Below are 16861 nucleotides of genomic sequence, written 5' to 3'. Positions count from 1 at the left end.
GATGATTATTCGCAGCCACGTGCTTTGTTCAATCTGTTTGATGATGGGCAGAAGCAACGCCTGTTCTCAAACATTGCAGCAGCCATGGGCGGTGTGCCGCGCTTTATCGTCGAACGCCAGTTGGCGCACTTCAAGCTTGTACATCCTGATTATGAAGCCGGTGTGCGTGCGGCGCTCAAGACGGCGCACGGATACTAAAGCGCGTTTTAATCTGATTAAATCAGATCGACGTTCTCACCATAAGTTTTAACGCGCATCTTATCCGAAAACCGTTCCAAACTTTTCGGAATGCGCGTTAATGCAGACTTTCTAAATAAAATAACTTATCAAAACTTACATCTACTTGGTGATTTTGACATCGCCAAATAAGTAATATTTATCTTGTAGGAAAACTTATGTTTAAAAAATTAACAGCCGAGTTTATCGGCACATTCTGGCTTATATTCATTGGTTGCGGTTCCGCGATTGTTTCCGCAGCATTCCCTAATATTGGGATTGGTATTTTAGGGATAGCTTTTGCATTTGGTCTGAGCCTCATGACAATGGCTTATTCAGTTGGTGGAATTTCAGGTGCCCATCTCAATCCTGCAGTGTCGCTGGGATTGGCTGTTGCGGGCAAATTTCCAGCCAAATCTCTGGTTCCCTACTGGATAGCTCAGGTAGCAGGCTCGGTTGTTGCCGCTGGCGTTCTCTACATCATCGCCACTGGCAAAGCCGGGTTTGAAATCGGCGGTTTTGCAAGCAATGGCTACGGTGAACTATCACCGGATCACTACAATATTCTTTCCGCCGCGATCGCTGAAACTGTTTTGACAGGCATGTTCATCTTTGTCATCCTGAGCACAACATCGTCGCCTGCAGTAGAAAGTATCGCACCGATTGCCATCGGCTTGTGCCTTACAGCGATAATTCTGATGTCTGGACCAATTGCAAACACATCTGTCAATCCAGCTCGGTCAACAGGTGTTGCGCTATTTGCCGCTGTTCCAGCTCTTAGCCAACTTTGGCTTTTCTGGGCGGCGCCATTACTCGGTGGTGTCCTAGGTGGAAGCGTTTGGAAACTTCTGTTTTCAAAATAAAAGACTCTTATAGTATATCAATACAGAGTGACCTTCATGTTTTAGAAGGTCACTCTGACAGTTAATTAGCATCACTCTTATATATTCGTCGCTATCCGTCGCGCTTTGAGCCTTAACCTCACGGCCGCACGGATGCTGTCTGTGTAAGAAGAGCTGAACTACTATCTTGATAATTCAAGGCTCGCTCACATCCATGCCGGGTCTGTTCCCAGCAGCATTCACCACGTAACCCGTTGCATCAACTCAGACCAGCCCTTCTATTCCCAGTTAAAAGGCCCGGTTAATTATCCGGGCCTTTGTTGTTATGCGCCGTAAGGCACCCAAATGTTTTTAACCTGTATAGCTTTGCGCAAGTAGTCGCGGCCCTGCGCCTCCTGGGTGTTGCTCCAATTTGGCAAACGGCCATTGCTGACCCACGTGGCCTTGAGGTTTCCAGCCGATGCCTTCTCCACCATAGCGCTGCCTTCCTTCGAGCCAAAATACCAAAGGGCTGCCATCTCGTCGTGCTCGGCAAGGGTTTTTGTCAGCAGGTCACGCTCGCCGGCAACGATATTCACGACCCCGCCTGGCACGTCCGATGTATCAAGCAGCTGATAGAAATCGCCCGCAATCAACGGATGACGGCTTGAAGGCACGACCACCGTGCGATTGCCCATGGCAATGGCAGGCAGCACTAGCGAAACGAGTGAGAGCAGCGGCGCCTCATCCGGGCAGACAATTCCCATCACACCCCATGGCTCGTTCATAGCGAGCGTCACATGACGCGATTTGGTCGAATGGACTGCACCGTCGAACTTATCAGCCTGTGCCGCATAATAGAAAATCCGGCGCAGCGATGCTTCAACCTCGTCAGCAGCTTTCTTTTCGCTCACGCCGGTGCTTTCCACGAGGCAATGGATGAAGTCATCACGGCGTGTATCCAGATTTTCGCCAAGATAATAGAGCACCTGTGCACGGTTATGCGCTGTCGCATTGCTCCAGCCTGATGCTTTGGCTGCGGCTTCAACCGCATTGCGAATGTCCTTGCGGTTGCTGATGCCAGCCTGACCAATGACGGCACCACCTTTGCCTGTAACCGAATAGCTGTAACCGCTATCGGGACGCGCCTGCTTGCCACCAATATAGTTCTTCATCGTGCGATCGATGCCATGAATGACAATCTTTTCGCTGCCCGATGGCAAGGCGGAAGGGACAAAATTTTCAAGAGGCTTGAGAGCGACGAGCGCCTTTTCCCAGTCGGCGCTCAGATATTCGTAAAGACCTTCGCGTGCCCCTTCACGGCCATAGCCACTTTCACGATAACCGCCAAAACCTGCACCCGCATCGAGCATATTGGTGCAGTTGATCCAGACAACACCGGCTTTCACGCGCGCCGCAAGATCAAGTGCAACATTGATGTTCTCTGACCAGATCGAGGCTGCAAGACCGTAACGCGTATTGTTTGCAAGCAAGACGGCTTCATCTGGTGTACGGAAAGTTGTGGCAGCCGCAATCGGTCCAAAGATTTCAACCTGACAGACGGTGGCCGCCTGATCGACATCAGTGAAGAAGCCGGGTGCGATGTAGTTGCCCTTGACAGGCAGGGGATTTGGGGTCTGCCAGAGTTGACCGCCCTCCTCCACGCCTTTCTGGATTAAATCAGAAATACGCTTCACCTGCGTGGGCGATACGATCGCCCCAACATCTGTGGATTTATCAAGCGGATCACCAACACGTAAGGTTTCAAGGCGCTTTTTCAGCTTGGCATAAAAGCGCTCTGCAATGCCTTCCTGCACAAGAAGACGCGAACCCGCACAACAAACTTCGCCCTGATTAAACCAAATCGCATCAACCACGCCTTCAACCGCAGCATCAAGATCAGCATCTTCAAACACGATGAAAGGTGACTTGCCACCAAGCTCGAGCGAGAGCTTTTTGCCCGACCCTGCAATCTGCTCGCGAATAATGCGGCCCACCTGCGTTGATCCGGTGAAGGCAACTTTATCGACGTTTTCATGGCCGCAGATGCTTGCACCCGTTGTGCCATCACCCTGCACGATATTGACCACCCCCGCAGGAAGGCCGACTTCATGACAGATTTCAGCAAAGGCAATGGCTGTGAGAGGGGTGAGATCCGCAGGCTTCAGCACCACAGTGTTGCCGGCAGCCAAAGCTGGCGCGATTTTCCAGGCCAGCATCAACAACGGAAAATTCCACGGAATCACTTGCCCGCAAACGCCAACGGGTGAAAAGCCCTTGAACTCATCTTCGACCATCTCAGCCCAGCCGGCATGATGGTAAAAATGGCGCGCAGCCAGCGGAATATCGATGTCGCGGGTTTCACGCAGCGGTTTGCCATTGTCCATGGCTTCGAGAACCGACAAAAAGCGCTCACGCTTCTGGATGTGGCGTGCAATGGCATAGAGATATTTTGCGCGGTCATGACCGGAGAGTTTCGACCATTTGCCAAAAGCGCCACGCGCAGCTTTGACAGCCTGATCAACATCTTCCTCTGTACCAAGCGTGATCTCTGCCAGCTTGTCGCCATTGGCAGGATTGGCCACAGCAATGGTCTGACGGCCTTCCGGTTTGACGAAAGTGCCGTTGATATAATGACCGAAAGAACGGCCGTGCTGTTCCAGCCACGCATTCACATCGCCGTTTGCTTCCGGGGAAGGTCCATATTCCATGGTCTTCAGAATGTCCTTGATAGGTCGCATTTATAGTATCCTTATGCAGCAGCGTGACGGTTGGCGCTCGAATAGCGTCCGGTCACGAAGTGCTCCAATTGCCGTTCAATATCGCCAAGCATCGACGAAGCCCCCAGGCGAAACAGATCCGGTTCCAGCCAACGATTGCCGAGTTCCTCTTTCATCAAGATGAGCCAGGCCAATGCATCCTTGGCGCTCTTCAAACCACCGGCTGGCTTGAAGCCGACGATCTGACCGGACAACTCGCCATAATCACGCAAAGCCCGCACCATGGTCAGACTGACCGGCAGTGTCGCGTTGACATCTTCCTTGCCGGTCGAGGTCTTGATGAAGTCGGAGCCTGCCTGCATCGCAACCATTGACGCGCGATAGACATTGGTGAGCGTGTTGAGATCACCGGTTGCAAGAATAGCTTTCATATGCGCCTCGCCACAGGCTTCGCGCATGGCGGCAATCTCGTCATAAAGCGCTGACCAGTTTTGCTTCAGCACATGCTCGCGGGTGATCACAATATCGATTTCATCGGCACCCTGCTCAACCGCATAGGTGATCTCGGCAAGCCGCAGCGGCAGTGGGGTCAGCCCTGCCGGAAAGCCGGTCGCAACTGAGGCCACAGGAATGCCGGACCCTTCAAGGGCTTTGACGGCATGCGGCACCATGGTCGGGTAAACGCAGACCGCCCCCGTCGTAATGCCGGCATCGCCAAGGCCGAGCGCTTCAAGAATATCATCCCGCACAGGACGCCGTGCCTTGGCGCACAATCTGCGCACGCGGCCTTCCGTGTCATCACCGGCAAGCGTGGTCAGGTCGATACATTGCACCGCCCGAACAAGCCATGCGGCCTGATATTCTTTCTTGATCGAACGGCGCGTCGACAGATTCACCGTGCGACGCTCGGATGCACTGCGGTTCACAACAACATCTTCAAACCAGTCAGGCTTGAGAAGAGTGCCAGTGTTGCGGGGAAAATCCATGGTCGTTTCAGCCATAATCTCGCTGGAAGAAACCATTGTAAAGCTAGCAGGCATTGAGACCGTCATCCTCGGCCCTTTCTATGATCGATAAATCTGTTGAGAAGAATGGCGGCGACAATAATGACCCCGGTCACCGTCATCTGATAGAAGGAACCCCAACCAAGCAGATTGAAGATGTTTCGGAGCACCTGAAGCAGCATTACAGCAAAGAACGTGCCCAATATGCTGCCGCGTCCGCCAAAAAGGCTTGTGCCACCCAGCACAACGGCGGCGATTGCATCCAGTTCAAGCCCTTGTGCCGCCGTGGGTTGTCCGATGCGCAAACGGGAGGTGAGCACGATGCCAGCGATCGACGCCATAAGGCCTGAAATTGCAAAGACGGCAATGATCATGCCACGGGTTGGCAAGCCGGAAAGGCGTGCTGCTTCAGGATTTCCACCCGTCGCATAGACATATTCACCAAACACCGTATAGCGAAGAACCAGACCTGCGATGATACAAAGCGCAATGAAGATTATTCCCATAGAGGCTATGGAAAAGCCGGGGAAAATGGGAACCATCGTTGAACTGATCGTTGCAAAGCCTGCCGGTAGACCGCTCACAGGCACGCCATCGGTCAACAAATATGTCAGGCCGCGAAACGAAACCAGACCTGCCAGTGTGATAATGAAACTCGGCACCTGAGCGAGCGCTGAAATGGCGCCCATGGCAGCGCCGCAAGCCATGCCTGCAAAGGCGGTCACAGCAACAGCCACAACAGGATCATAGCCCTGAGCCATAAGCACGGCGACCAGCATGCCGCACAAGGCCGCCACACTTCCCACCGACAAATCGATATTCCCTGTCAGAATGACGAATGTCATGCCAACCGCGACGATGCCAACAACCGACGCCTGCTGAAACAGGTTCGCGATATTGCCAAATGTAAGAAAATTGCTGGAAAGGGTTGCTGCAATCGCCACAACCAGCAAAAAAATGACAATAAAATTATACTCAACTGCCAGATTGATCAGCCGCTTGCTCAAGGAAGCACGGCCTTCGGGAACGGCAAACAAGGGTGTGTCAGTGCTGGACATGGTAACTGTCCCCCAGAATTGTTGTTTTCAGGATCGTGTCACGATCGGTTTTTGAAGGATCGTAGCGCGCGATAATCCGGCCCTCATGGAAGACCCAGATGCTGTCGCAGGCAGAATAAAGTTCATCGAGTTCGCTGCTGGCGACGATAACGGCAGCACCTTCATCGGCAAGACGATGCACCAGATTGTAAAGATCGGCCTTGGCTCCGATATCAAGACCGCGACTAGGTTCATCGAGCAGAAGGATGCGCGCACCATTGATAATCCACTTGGCCAGAACAACCTTTTGCTGGTTGCCGCCAGAAAGCTGAATCACGGCCTGTTCGGGAGAACCATATTTTGTTGAAAGGCTGGCAAGAATTGGCCGCGTGCGTTCTTTCTGAAAATTATGGCGTGTGAGCCAGCGCGAACGCATCGCAGGCAAGGTTGCGTTCTTATAGATCGGTGCATGAAGGATAAGCCCTTCCGTCTTTCGATTTTCCGGCACCAGTCCCAAGCCGGATTGAATGGCGTCAGACGGATAGCGCGGCTTGAAAGGCTTGCCATCCAAATGAATATCGCCCTGAAAAGCGCGCGCGCCAAACAATGACTTTAGAAAACTCGTGCGACCGGAACCATTAAGCCCGGTCAACCCGCTCACTTCCCCCCACCGCAGTTCAAACCCTTCAATATGAAGCCCTTCGTCCCCCTTGAGGCTCGTTACTTTCAGCGCCACATCACCGGCGACCGGCGAGCGCTCCTGCCGTTCCACCAGCGAGCGCTCGCGGCCAATGATCGCCCCGACCAGCGCTTCATCGCCGGTTGAACTCAAATCAAAAGTTTCAATCGTCCTTCCACCGCGCAAGACCGTCACGCGATCGCCGATTTCGCGCAGTTCGCCAAGACGGTGGCTGACATAAAGGATCGCGACCCCTTGGCGCGTCAGATCGCGAATAACCTCGAAAACGCTTTTGAGTTCGGTTTCATTCAGCGCTGCTGAAGGCTCATCCATAATAATGATTTTTGCATTCATGGTCAGCGAACGCGCGATTGCGGTGAGTTGCTGATTGGCGACCGAAAGCGTTTCAACGCGCACATCCGGCGCAAAATTCGCCCCCACCCGCCGCAATGCTTCAATGGCCTTGCGCCGACGATCCTTTTTCCTCAAAAAACCGAAACTTGCCGGCGCATGCCCAAGAAACATGTTTTCTTCGACGCTGAGCTGCGGAACCAGATCAAGCTCCTGATAAATCATCGAAACACCAAGGCGGGAGGCTTCCGACGGTGATCTTGGCGAAACAGTTTTTCCGTCTATCGCAACCGTTCCGGTGGATGGGCGCAGCGCACCGGCAATAATCTTGAGAAACGTCGATTTGCCAGCGCCATTTGCGCCCAACAGGCAATGTATCTCGCCTTTTTGGATATCAATTGAAGCATGCTCCAACGCAACAATGTTGGGAGGAAACCGCTTGGAAACATGGCTTACGGACAGAACGCTATGGGACATTTGAAACCTCAAGGGCATGTCTTGCTGTTGCCTCGTCCGTCACGATTACCTTGAGGTATCCTGCTGCAAGGGCTGCAACGGCGATATTGTGTTTTTCGGGACCGGAAACGACGCCGATGCTGTGTTGCTTCTTGCAAAGGGATTCAAGACGCAGACCAAGGGTACGATCATCGATGGCGCTATCGACGATGACGCCTTTTCCATCGATGAAGCGTCCAAGAATATCGCCGACAGCACCTGCGTCACGCAGACGATCAATATCGCTTTCAGTCAGGTAGCCTGAGCTTAAAAGGACAGACTGATGCGTGATCCCGCCCATGCCGAAGCAAACCGTTTCGGCTTGTTCGGCCAGTTCCATCACACGTTCGACAATCGGGTCTTCCTCCAGCGCATCGCGCGTGGTTTTCTTACCAAGAATGGCCGGAACCGGCAGCAAAGTGGTTTTGCCATTGCCTGCGGCGGCGGCAAATTCTTCGGCAACAGCACTGGTTCTGACCGTCGTTGAATGCAGATGTGTGGACCCATTCACAAGAACAACATGCAACCCGGGGCACCAGTTGCCCGGCAAGAACTTGGCCAGAGCCGACATGGTGCGCCCCCATGAGACACCGATCAGCGTTGGCTTAGGATGCATGGCGGCCAGATAATTGGCTGCTGCCTGTGCAACACTTTCCATCAGTAGACTGGAATCGGTGCTATCACCCGTCGGTACTACAATCGCATCAAGAAGGTTATATTGCTGTTGCAGCATGATCTCGAGTTCGGTCCGCCGCTGCGCGCGCGGCGTGATCTCTATCCTGACGACACCGAGTTCTTTCGCTTCCGTCATAAGCCGTCCGACCTGCCAGCGCGTCAGCCCCAGCTCCTTGGCGATCTCGCTCTGTGTCCGCTCCATTTCGTAATAAAGCTTGGCAACGCGCACCATGAGATGCTCGCGCTGTTCGTCGGAAGGAAGACGGACGGAAGGGTTCAAACGGCTGTCGTTCATATTGGAGCTCCTGTTGCCTGTCGCGCAGACAACCGATGCAGCGTGGGAGTCAGCGCTGCAGTTGCTTCGCGATAAAGCTCCAATGTATCTGCGAACCAGCTGCTGCGCACCGCATTGGGATGCAATTCCTTTGTATATGCAGCGCAATTTTTTGCAGCCGTCATGAGATCGGGGAAAAAGCCCAGAGCATGTGCCGCACTGACGGAAGCACCAATCAGCGAAAGATTATCGCTTTGCGCAACCAGAACAGGACGCGCAAGTGCATCGACCGTGGTTTGAAGCCAAAGCGGATTCTTGCAAATGCCGCCCGCCATAACGATACGGTCAATCGTGACATCGCGCTTTTCCAGAGAATGCAGAACATTGGCCGAGCCAAGCGCAATAGCATCAACGGCGGATGCATAAATATCGGCCCTGCCATGTCCAAGCGAAAGCCCCAGCATGGCACCGCGTAAATGCCCATCACGATAAGGTGTCCGATTCCCCATCCAGTAATCAAGCGTGAGCAGGCCGGAGCCAGCTTTCTGCGCGCTACTTGCCTGCTGAATGAGCGCCCGATGTTCTTCCGCATTGAGCCCGAAAATCTGACCGCTCAACCAGTTGAGAATGGAGCCGGTTGATACCTGCCCCGCTTCGACAAGCCAGAAATCATCCAGCAACGCATTAGGGTATGGTCCCCAGAAACCGTTGACATCACCATAACCGGAAAGATGCGTGAGAAACACGTTGGACGTGCCACCAATTGCCAGCATTGAGCCAACGTCAACCGTATCGGAACCCAGCATGCCGATATGGGCATCAATACCGCCCTGCGCGATGATCGGACAGGAAGAAAGACCGAGCGCTTCAGCGACGTGCTTTTGAAGAACGCCGATTGTTCCTCCCACAGGAATGATGCGCTGCGGGAGTTTGTCGATAAGTTCTTCAATACCGAGCTGCTGATAGACCTCGGGGACGAACCGGGATGCGAAGGAATCGTAATTCCACTTGCAGGCCGCGTTCATGCGCGAGCCCACCCACTCCCCCACCAATCGAAAGTTAATAAAATCAAGCGCTTCACAAATGATATCAGCGCGCGCATAGATTTCCGGCTCATGGCGTGCAAGCCACATGGCCTTAGGAACAAGCCACTCAACGGCATCCCCGCCACCGCTATAAGCCATGACCGGATGATCGATTTTACTGGTGGCCTGTGCTTCGGCGGTTGCCCGGCAATCCATCCATAAAAGTGCAGGACGCAGCGGCTTGCCATCCTTGGTGCACAGGGCGACAGTCGACGCGGTGGTCGCAACACACAGAGCGGCGACATCATGGATGCCACTTTTATCGATTGCCTTTCGACCGGCGATCAAAAGCGCATCCCACCATTCATCAGGCTGCTGTTCGGCCCACCCGGCACGCGGATAGATTGTGCTGTATTGCACTTCGGCAACGGCCACCATGTTGCGCTGCGCAAGGTCATAAACACCCGCACGCACGCTGCCGGTGCCAAGATCAAAACTAAGAACATATGTCATGTAAATCCTCCCTATACCAACTCCCGATTGGTATACTAGCGCCCCGTATAATCAGGGGCGAAACATGACTTTCGAAAAAAACAGCGCCTTGTCAGATTTGAATTTATCGAACATTCCCGGAAGCTCCGAGAGGTCCAGATCATGACTGATCATGAACTCCCACTTCAAATCACCCGACCCCAGCTTCTCCAGTGTCACAGTCCATTGCGGACCCGGATATGGCGCGCCGAATGAATTCCACGAACCATGCAGCGAAATTTCCTGACGCAGAAAATGCTGGAACGTTTTGGTCTCCAGCGTGACATCAGCAACCGGAATGCCGATGAAGACGACATGCCCACCGGGAGCCGCCAATTTGACCGCCGCATTGATCGATGATGGATGCCCCGCTGCTTCCACAATAATGTTGCAAAGCAAACCTGCTGGAATATCCTCTTCCGGCAGGAATGTGTGGCTGGCTCCTGCTTCACGGGCAAGGTCAAGCTTCTTTTGTGAAACGTCGATCGCAACGACCTCACTTGCACCCATCAGTTTCATCCACTGGATCGCAAACAGACCAATGGGACCGCAACCGATTACAGCTCCGCGCTGACCGATTGTTACGCCACCGGCTTTCCAAATCGCATGAAGGGCAATGGAGGCCGGGTCTGTCATGGCAACCGCGCGCGGATCAAGCCCCTTTGGCGTCTTCAAAAGATTTTCTACGGGAACGCAGACAAATTCTGCATACGCACCGTCTCTGCGTGAGCCAAAATAATCATAATCGCGGCAGCGCGAGAACTGACCTCTTTGACATTGATCACATTTCTGACAGGGCAACATGGGTGGAATAGCCACCAGTTCACCCAACTCAAAACCCTCAACGCCCTCGCCTATCTCGGTAATATGCCCCGAAAACTCATGCCCACAGATAATAGGCATTTTATGCGCACCTTTGATGAGCATACGCGGCAAGTCAGACCCGCAAACACCAACGGAGGCCACCCGTATCATCACATGTCCCGGGTGCAGCTCTGGGGCTGGTACATCTTCGATACGAATATCGCCGGGCGTATATAATACTGCTGCGCGCATGGAAAAATCCTGAGTCATTTTGAGATTTGAAGTGGATCTGTTGGCAAGGTTTGGACAAAAGTCAGCCACGCGAACCGCTGTTTTTTCACACCAGCGGCCCGTTTTACTTCTTCAAGCGCCCCCTGCCTGAACGCTTGAAATTGAGCTGATTACTTTGCGAGAACCTCTGGACGGTACTCGGCAAACAAGCCCTCATGCGGGAACTTACTCACATTGTCTTTTGTGACGACCTCCGTTCCGGCATCAACGAACTTAGGCACATCTTTCTTTGCAGCCGCCTGAACGGCAACCTGAATGGTTACATCACCCAGATATTTCGGATCATTAAGCGCCGTTGCTATGTAATGATCCCCTTTCGACATTGCCTCAAGCGCTTCAGACAATCCATCGACACCCGCAACGGACACATCATTGCGGCCGCTTTCCTGTAAGACCTGCAAAGCACCGAGCGCCATATCATCATTATGTGCGTAAACGACTTTCACGTCAGGATTAGCCTGCAACAAGTCCTGCATCGCTGTCACAGCATTGGCCCTTATATATTCAGCATAAGGTCCGGCAACAATCATGTGCTTACTGCCTTCAAACGCCTTATGAAAACCGTCGCGACGATCCATCATCACCGCGCCACCAGCATCACCCTGAATTTCAATGATCTTGGCACTTTCAACGCCATCGGCTTCCAGCTTGGCAAGAACGGCCTCCCCGACGCGCTGTCCCATTTTCTTGTTATCGCGCCCGATATGCGCAGTCACACCATCGCCATTAACACTGCGGTCAACAGTTATAACCGGAATTCCGGCACTCACAGCCGCTTCAAGCGATGGCACAACTGCATCCGGATTAACCGGATTAATGATGATCGCATCCACGCCCTGCGTGATGAGATCCTGAATATCGTTGTTTTGCTTGCTCACATCACCATTGGCGTCAAGAAAGACAAGCGAATTTCCCGAAGCTTTGGCAGCGGCCTCAGCACCTTCCTTCAACTGAACGTAAAAGGGGGACTGTAGTGTTACTTGGCTAAAACCAATTTTAAGCCCATCGGCAAAGGCGATGGACGGCAACATCAAAGACGTTGAAAGGGCTGTAAAAGCCACGAGCAGAGTACGGCGATTGAGCATTCTTTTCCTCCCTAAGATACTCGAATCAACAAATGTGTATTTAATGCACTTTTGTTGATTTTGTTCTAAAGCAGAATGGAAAACATGTCAATTGCCCGTTTTCAGGGCCGAAACAACGCGAATAACGCGACAAAAGCAGTGACTTTCCGCCCTTCATGGCATCAATATTTCTTTAAAACGCGTGCTAACGTGATTGAAACTGATCGAAACGCGCTCTAAAGAAATGTTTAAATGGGCATCTTATCCGAAAGCCGTTTCACGCTTTTCGGAATGCGCTCTCAACAATGCTCCCAAGTGAAGAAACGAAGGCCAATTTCCGGTTTAGTTTTTGGTAAGCTGTTGTAATAGCAATTGATATGGCTCCCATTCGGGACTCATGATAACGATGATTTGAGTGGTTTGTTTTCAACGCCAGCAAGCAAAGAGAGAGCGTATTTTAGCCAGTTGCAACTGATGCTAAAAACGGCTTTGCTCTCTTAGCGAGTGAGGCACAGGATATATTGCGTATGCGTTTGAACTATCCATGGCAAAGGCTTGCGGGCCTGCCGCGATTGTGTAAGCAGATCATCCTGCTTATAAGCGACTGTGCTCTGCTATTGCTCAGTGCTTACCTTGCCTTTGCCATGCGTCTGGGTTTCGTTTTTGTACCCACGCAAGCCCAGCTTTTTCTTATTCTGATAACTCCCTTTCTCGGTATTCCCGTCTTCGTTCGCTTCGGACTTTATCGTGCGATAATCCGCTATCTTGCAGAGCGCTCCATCTGGCCGATTTTTCAGGCAACCGCTATTGCTGCACTGTTCTGGGTGGCGCTTGTGTTCCTCATGGAACTCTATGGCGGTTCAGGCCTGCCCCGCTCGGTGCCTTTGTTATACTGGCTTTTGAGCACTGTTCTTATTTCTGCAAGTCGATTTGGCGCAAAATGGCTTCTGCGTCATGCAGACACCACAAAGACCTATTCCAGTACTGCTCTCATTATCGGCGTTGGCGAACCGGGACGTCAGCTTGCTGCCGCTTTGCGAAGCCACAGCGACACCCAGGTGATTGGATTTGTCGATCCCAACAACAAACTAAACGGCATGGATATCACGGGACTGCGCGTTTATCCCGCCAGTCAAATTCCTGAACTCATTGAGAATTACGGCGTTAAACAGGTCGTTATTTCCGAACCCGAATTGTCGCAGGAACAGAGGCAGGAACTGGCTCGTCTGCTGGGCCGTTTGCCGGTCAGCACGCGCATTCTTCCTCCAATTGCCGACCTGACGGCGGGCAAATATCTGGTCAGCGCATTACGGAATGTCGAGATTGACGATCTTCTCGGGCGTTCCCCTGTACCGCCGGATACCAATCTTTTGCGCGAAGTCGTTGAAGGGCATCGCATCATGGTCACGGGTGCGGGTGGATCAATCGGCAGCCAGCTTTGCCAGACAATTGCTCAATGGAATCCCGAGTGCATTGTTCTCTTTGAATCAAGTGAGTTCGCTCTTTATCAGGTGGAGCGACAGCTCAAGCAGATTGCAGGCTGCGAAGTGATCCCGGTTCTGGGTTCAGTGCAAGACATACACGCCCCTGAAAAAGCCATCCGACAGTATCGTGTCGATACTGTCTACCATTGCGCTGCCTATAAACATGTTCCGCTTGTGGAAAAAAATGTGTTGGTCGGCATTTGCAACAATGTCTTCGGCACGCTCAATGTTGCGGCAGCAGCGCTTGCAACAGATGTCGAGCGTATGGTGCTTATTTCATCTGACAAGGCCGTTCGCCCTACAAATGTGATGGGCGCGACCAAACGCTGGGCAGAACTCGTCGTATACCACTACGGAATGCTTGCCGAAAATGCCGGCCTGAAAAAGTCTTTCTATTCCGTCCGTTTCGGCAATGTTCTGGGATCAAATGGCTCGGTTGTTCCACTTTTCCGCGAGCAAATCACCAATGGCGGACCAATTACACTCACCCATGAAGACATGACACGCTATTTCATGTCGATCAAGGAAGCCGCCGAACTGATCGTGCAATCTGGTGCCATTGCTGAATCAGGCGACACCGTTTTGCTGGAAATGGGCGAACCAGTGAAAGTTCGCGACCTTGCAGAAAACATGATTCTTCTGGCAGGCCTCACCGTACGCAACGCGGATAACCCCAACGGTGACATTGCGATCGAAGTGACTGGCATTCGCGAAGGCGAAAAGATGTATGAAGAACTCTTCTACGATCCATCACATGCACAGCCCACCCGCCATCCAAAGATCATGCGCGCACCAAAAGGTAAGAAAGCGGATGTAGATGTGATAACAAGCCTGAATGCATTGCGCGCCGCAATGGAAACGGAAGATGTGGATGCCGTGCGCAAGGTACTTTTTGACGTTATAGCTTTCTGAAGCGCCCACGCAGATCCAGCAGCAGGATCAGCACGGCAACAACGGCCACAAGCAAAAATATAACCTGCGATAGCAAATGATCAAAATGCAACATTGCTGTGGCACACAGGACCAAAATAACATTTAAAAGCGCGATATGACTGACGACTTTCAGCACGCTCCAGCCGGATCTCTTTGCCACCTGATACGCATGTTTTGAATGGGCTTTCAGAATATTCTCTTTGGCGACCAGGCGCAGGATGATCGTCGTACCAGCATCAAGCAGGTAATATAGTGGAAGCATGAGTGCGACCACGACATGCGTTTCGCGTGCCAGCAAAAGCAAGGCTGTGCCTGCCAATAGGCCCAGCGGCAAGCTGCCCGAATCGCCAAGGAATATGCGTGCCGGTGGCCGGTTAAAAAATGCAAAGCCGAACAATCCACCCGACAGTATCGCTGCAAGCGCTCCGCTTTCAATACCCGATAGATGTAGCATCGTCAGAAAGGCAACCCCCATCAAGGGAATACCAAGACCTGCAACGGTCATCAAATCCAAGCCATCCATGAAATTCGTAATGTTAATGGCGGTAACCAGAAAAACGACGATCATTACCGCCTCAAACCAATGGGGAAGCAAGGCAGGCAAAAGCCGGAAGTCAGGCCCCAAACCGTAGAGCACGAGGCAACTGGCCAATATTTGCGAACCAAAACGCAGATAAACGGGCAGCTCAAACCGATCATCCAAAATACCGATCATCCACAACAATGCGGATGCCGATGACAACCAGATTATCAATTCAATAGGGATTTCGAGGTCCGCTCCAAACATCAACAGAATGGCGAGCGCTGCGGGAACAAGAGCAAGTCCACCAATTTGTTGCGCTGGGATGCTGTGGTTTGATCGCGGATTAAAACCTGCGGCAAGGAATGACGGCGGCAGGAAGACCGATAAGATGTAAAGTCCGGCACCACAAAGAATGGCGCTTGCAAAAAATGAAATGAAGAGCAAGGTCATTGTGAATACCGATGAGAAGCTTTCTGGCTGAAGGAGTTATCAGCTTTGCGGCTGGTGGCAAATAGTCTTTCTCGGAAAACGCCATGTCTTTTTGTTTGAGAGAACGCTTTAGGCTCTGTCTGCATTCAAGGAATCCTTTTAATATGTAATTCTGCTTCAATATTGTTGAAGGAGAACAGCCTTGAACAAACGAAACCTACAGATACACCATGGAAGGATAAGCCCCTTGAGAGAGCGGCCAGTGTTTCCGACGTCGACACCAAGGCTACACCCGGTTCCAGCCGTCGACGTTAGAGCATGTTCCGATCTGATTAAATGAGATCGGCGCTCGAAATCCGTTTCGTTAAGCATAATCTTATGAATTTTCGTTTCACTTTAACAGGATCGATAATTCAATTCAAATTCCCATGATAATAATTTAAATAAATCTAATATGTTTTCAACGTAAATTAGTTTTTGTTTTAAAAAACACCCTATTTATTGCGCTGCATTGACATTATTATATCTTGCTATACATTTCTCTACCATGGATATGTGATATTTACTTATATTGTATTTAATGTCTATGACCAGCTAAAGGGGCGATAATCTGCGTTAACAGGTTTTGAGTTACTGACCCATCTCTCTGATGGCGCATTGCCTGTTTTGATGACTCTCGACTGGTTTCAAGCTGAATGACTATTTATGCCCGTGGGTTGCCCGGCGGGTGGGAGACTTATTTGATGACGAAGTCCGATTTTTATCACCAGCCCGTGCGTGCAATGTTGCTCTCCAGTGTCGCCGTCGGAGCTTTGCTGTTTGCAATTCCGGTAAACGCTGCAGATCGCTGTGAGGCAGGCAGCTTTTATTGCGAGGTCAGCAGAGCTTCCGCCAGCGCCACCATTGTTACCGACACATGGAATGGCACGACCGACACTGACTGGTTCACGGGATCAAATTGGACTTCAGGAAATGTGCCAACAGCCGGGAGGGCGATAATCAGCGGAACCACGGCCGCCACAGCCCCAATCATTGAAGGAAAAACCGCCACATCTGACTATTTGACCATTGGCAGCGGTGAGGACACAACTCTCAAGACAGGGAGCCTGACCATAAAAAATGGCGGGCAACTGAAGCTGAATGGCGATGGCGACAATAACACTTACAGTTACGTATCAGGCGATAATCCGACTTTAACCGTAACAGGCAAGAGTTCGAAACTGACATCCGACAACGCCACTTTGGTAATCGGCAGTGATACTGACCCACTTACAGGTAATGGCACTATCAATGTCCTTGATAGCGCTGCCGTCGACCTTGCTGGTCTTTCAGGTGGTTCTGACAGCAGCGGCTCGTCGAAGCCTTCAAATGTAAATGTGAACGATGCTACGCTTATTTTAAATAATTTAGCGCTCGTGGACAAAGGGTATCCATAGTTTGACTGCAGCGATTGCGACGAAACCGAGGTAGGATTCCTTGGTCTTGTCATAGCGCGTCGCAACGCG

13 protein-coding genes are annotated in these 16861 nt (G+C 51.8%); 4 read left to right on the top strand and 9 right to left on the bottom strand.

Annotation, left to right across the window (positions count from 1 at the left end; translation table 11 throughout):
• Both VBH83_RS18400 and aqpZ read left to right on the top strand, forming a co-directional pair.
• Positions 1–198, top strand: a 198-nt coding sequence (locus VBH83_RS18400) for a catalase-related domain-containing protein (protein ID WP_396998980.1), incomplete at its 5' end; no start/stop codon positions are given.
• A gap of 197 nt (positions 199–395) precedes the next feature.
• The gene (gene aqpZ, locus VBH83_RS18395) at positions 396–1079 is read left to right on the top strand and encodes an aquaporin Z (protein WP_396998979.1); all 684 of its coding nucleotides are present in this window, start codon (positions 396–398) and stop codon (positions 1077–1079) included.
• 302 nt (positions 1080–1381) lie between these two features.
• Here aqpZ and VBH83_RS18390 read toward each other — a convergent pair whose 3' ends face one another.
• The 8 genes from VBH83_RS18390 to VBH83_RS18355 all read right to left on the bottom strand — a co-directional run bounded on the left by VBH83_RS18390 (position 1382) and on the right by VBH83_RS18355 (position 12008).
• Complete coding sequence (locus VBH83_RS18390; RefSeq protein WP_396998978.1) at positions 1382–3778, bottom strand: aldehyde dehydrogenase family protein; 2397 nt, start codon at positions 3776–3778, stop codon at positions 1382–1384.
• Between the two features lie 11 nt (positions 3779–3789).
• Positions 3790–4758, bottom strand: a complete 969-nt coding sequence (gene deoC, locus VBH83_RS18385; RefSeq protein ID WP_265987057.1) for a deoxyribose-phosphate aldolase — start codon at positions 4756–4758, stop codon at positions 3790–3792.
• A 47-nt stretch (positions 4759–4805) separates the two neighbouring features.
• The gene (locus VBH83_RS18380) at positions 4806–5819 is read right to left on the bottom strand and encodes an ABC transporter permease (protein WP_265987044.1); all 1014 of its coding nucleotides are present in this window, start codon (positions 5817–5819) and stop codon (positions 4806–4808) included.
• Positions 5806–7305 carry a sugar ABC transporter ATP-binding protein gene (locus tag VBH83_RS18375; RefSeq protein WP_265987045.1) on the bottom strand — a complete coding sequence of 500 codons (1500 nt, stop codon included), beginning with the start codon at positions 7303–7305 and terminating at the stop codon, positions 5806–5808. Before VBH83_RS18375 ends, VBH83_RS18380 begins: the two co-directional genes overlap by 14 nt.
• Positions 7295–8293: a sugar-binding transcriptional regulator gene (locus VBH83_RS18370; protein WP_265987046.1), complete on the bottom strand. Its 999-nt coding sequence runs from the start codon at positions 8291–8293 to the stop codon at positions 7295–7297. The genes VBH83_RS18375 and VBH83_RS18370 overlap by 11 nt, the downstream gene beginning before the upstream one ends.
• On the bottom strand, positions 8290–9810 hold the full coding sequence (locus tag VBH83_RS18365; protein WP_265987047.1) for a ribulokinase: 1521 nt from the start codon (positions 9808–9810) through the stop codon (positions 8290–8292). Before VBH83_RS18365 ends, VBH83_RS18370 begins: the two co-directional genes overlap by 4 nt.
• Before the next feature lie 51 nt (positions 9811–9861).
• Positions 9862–10884, bottom strand: a complete 1023-nt coding sequence (locus tag VBH83_RS18360; protein ID WP_265987048.1) for a galactitol-1-phosphate 5-dehydrogenase — start codon at positions 10882–10884, stop codon at positions 9862–9864.
• Positions 10885–11033: 149 nt separating this feature from the next.
• On the bottom strand, positions 11034–12008 hold the full coding sequence (locus tag VBH83_RS18355) for a substrate-binding domain-containing protein (protein ID WP_265987050.1): 975 nt from the start codon (positions 12006–12008) through the stop codon (positions 11034–11036).
• Between the two features lie 506 nt (positions 12009–12514).
• Between VBH83_RS18355 and VBH83_RS18350 the strand changes: the two genes are divergently transcribed.
• Positions 12515–14383 carry a nucleoside-diphosphate sugar epimerase/dehydratase gene (locus VBH83_RS18350; RefSeq protein ID WP_265987051.1) on the top strand — a complete coding sequence of 623 codons (1869 nt, stop codon included), beginning with the start codon at positions 12515–12517 and terminating at the stop codon, positions 14381–14383.
• On the opposite strand, the gene VBH83_RS18345 is transcribed toward VBH83_RS18350, so the two are convergent.
• A complete protein-coding gene (locus tag VBH83_RS18345) occupies positions 14370–15377 on the bottom strand; it encodes a glycoside hydrolase (RefSeq protein ID WP_265987052.1) in 1008 nt (335 codons plus the stop codon). The genes VBH83_RS18350 and VBH83_RS18345 overlap by 14 nt on opposite strands.
• 722 nt (positions 15378–16099) lie before the next feature.
• Here VBH83_RS18345 and VBH83_RS18340 point away from each other — a divergent pair.
• The gene (locus VBH83_RS18340; protein ID WP_396998977.1) at positions 16100–16792 is read left to right on the top strand and encodes a hypothetical protein; all 693 of its coding nucleotides are present in this window, start codon (positions 16100–16102) and stop codon (positions 16790–16792) included.
• Positions 16793–16861: the final 69 nt, after the last annotated feature.

Origin of the sequence: Ochrobactrum sp. S1502_03 (genome assembly GCF_044435015.1) — a bacterium.
In the GTDB taxonomy this organism is placed as follows: Bacteria; Pseudomonadota; Alphaproteobacteria; order Rhizobiales; family Rhizobiaceae; genus Brucella; species Brucella chromiisoli.
Note: the sequence above shows the minus strand (reverse complement) of the source record. Positions and strands in the feature narration are given on the sequence as shown.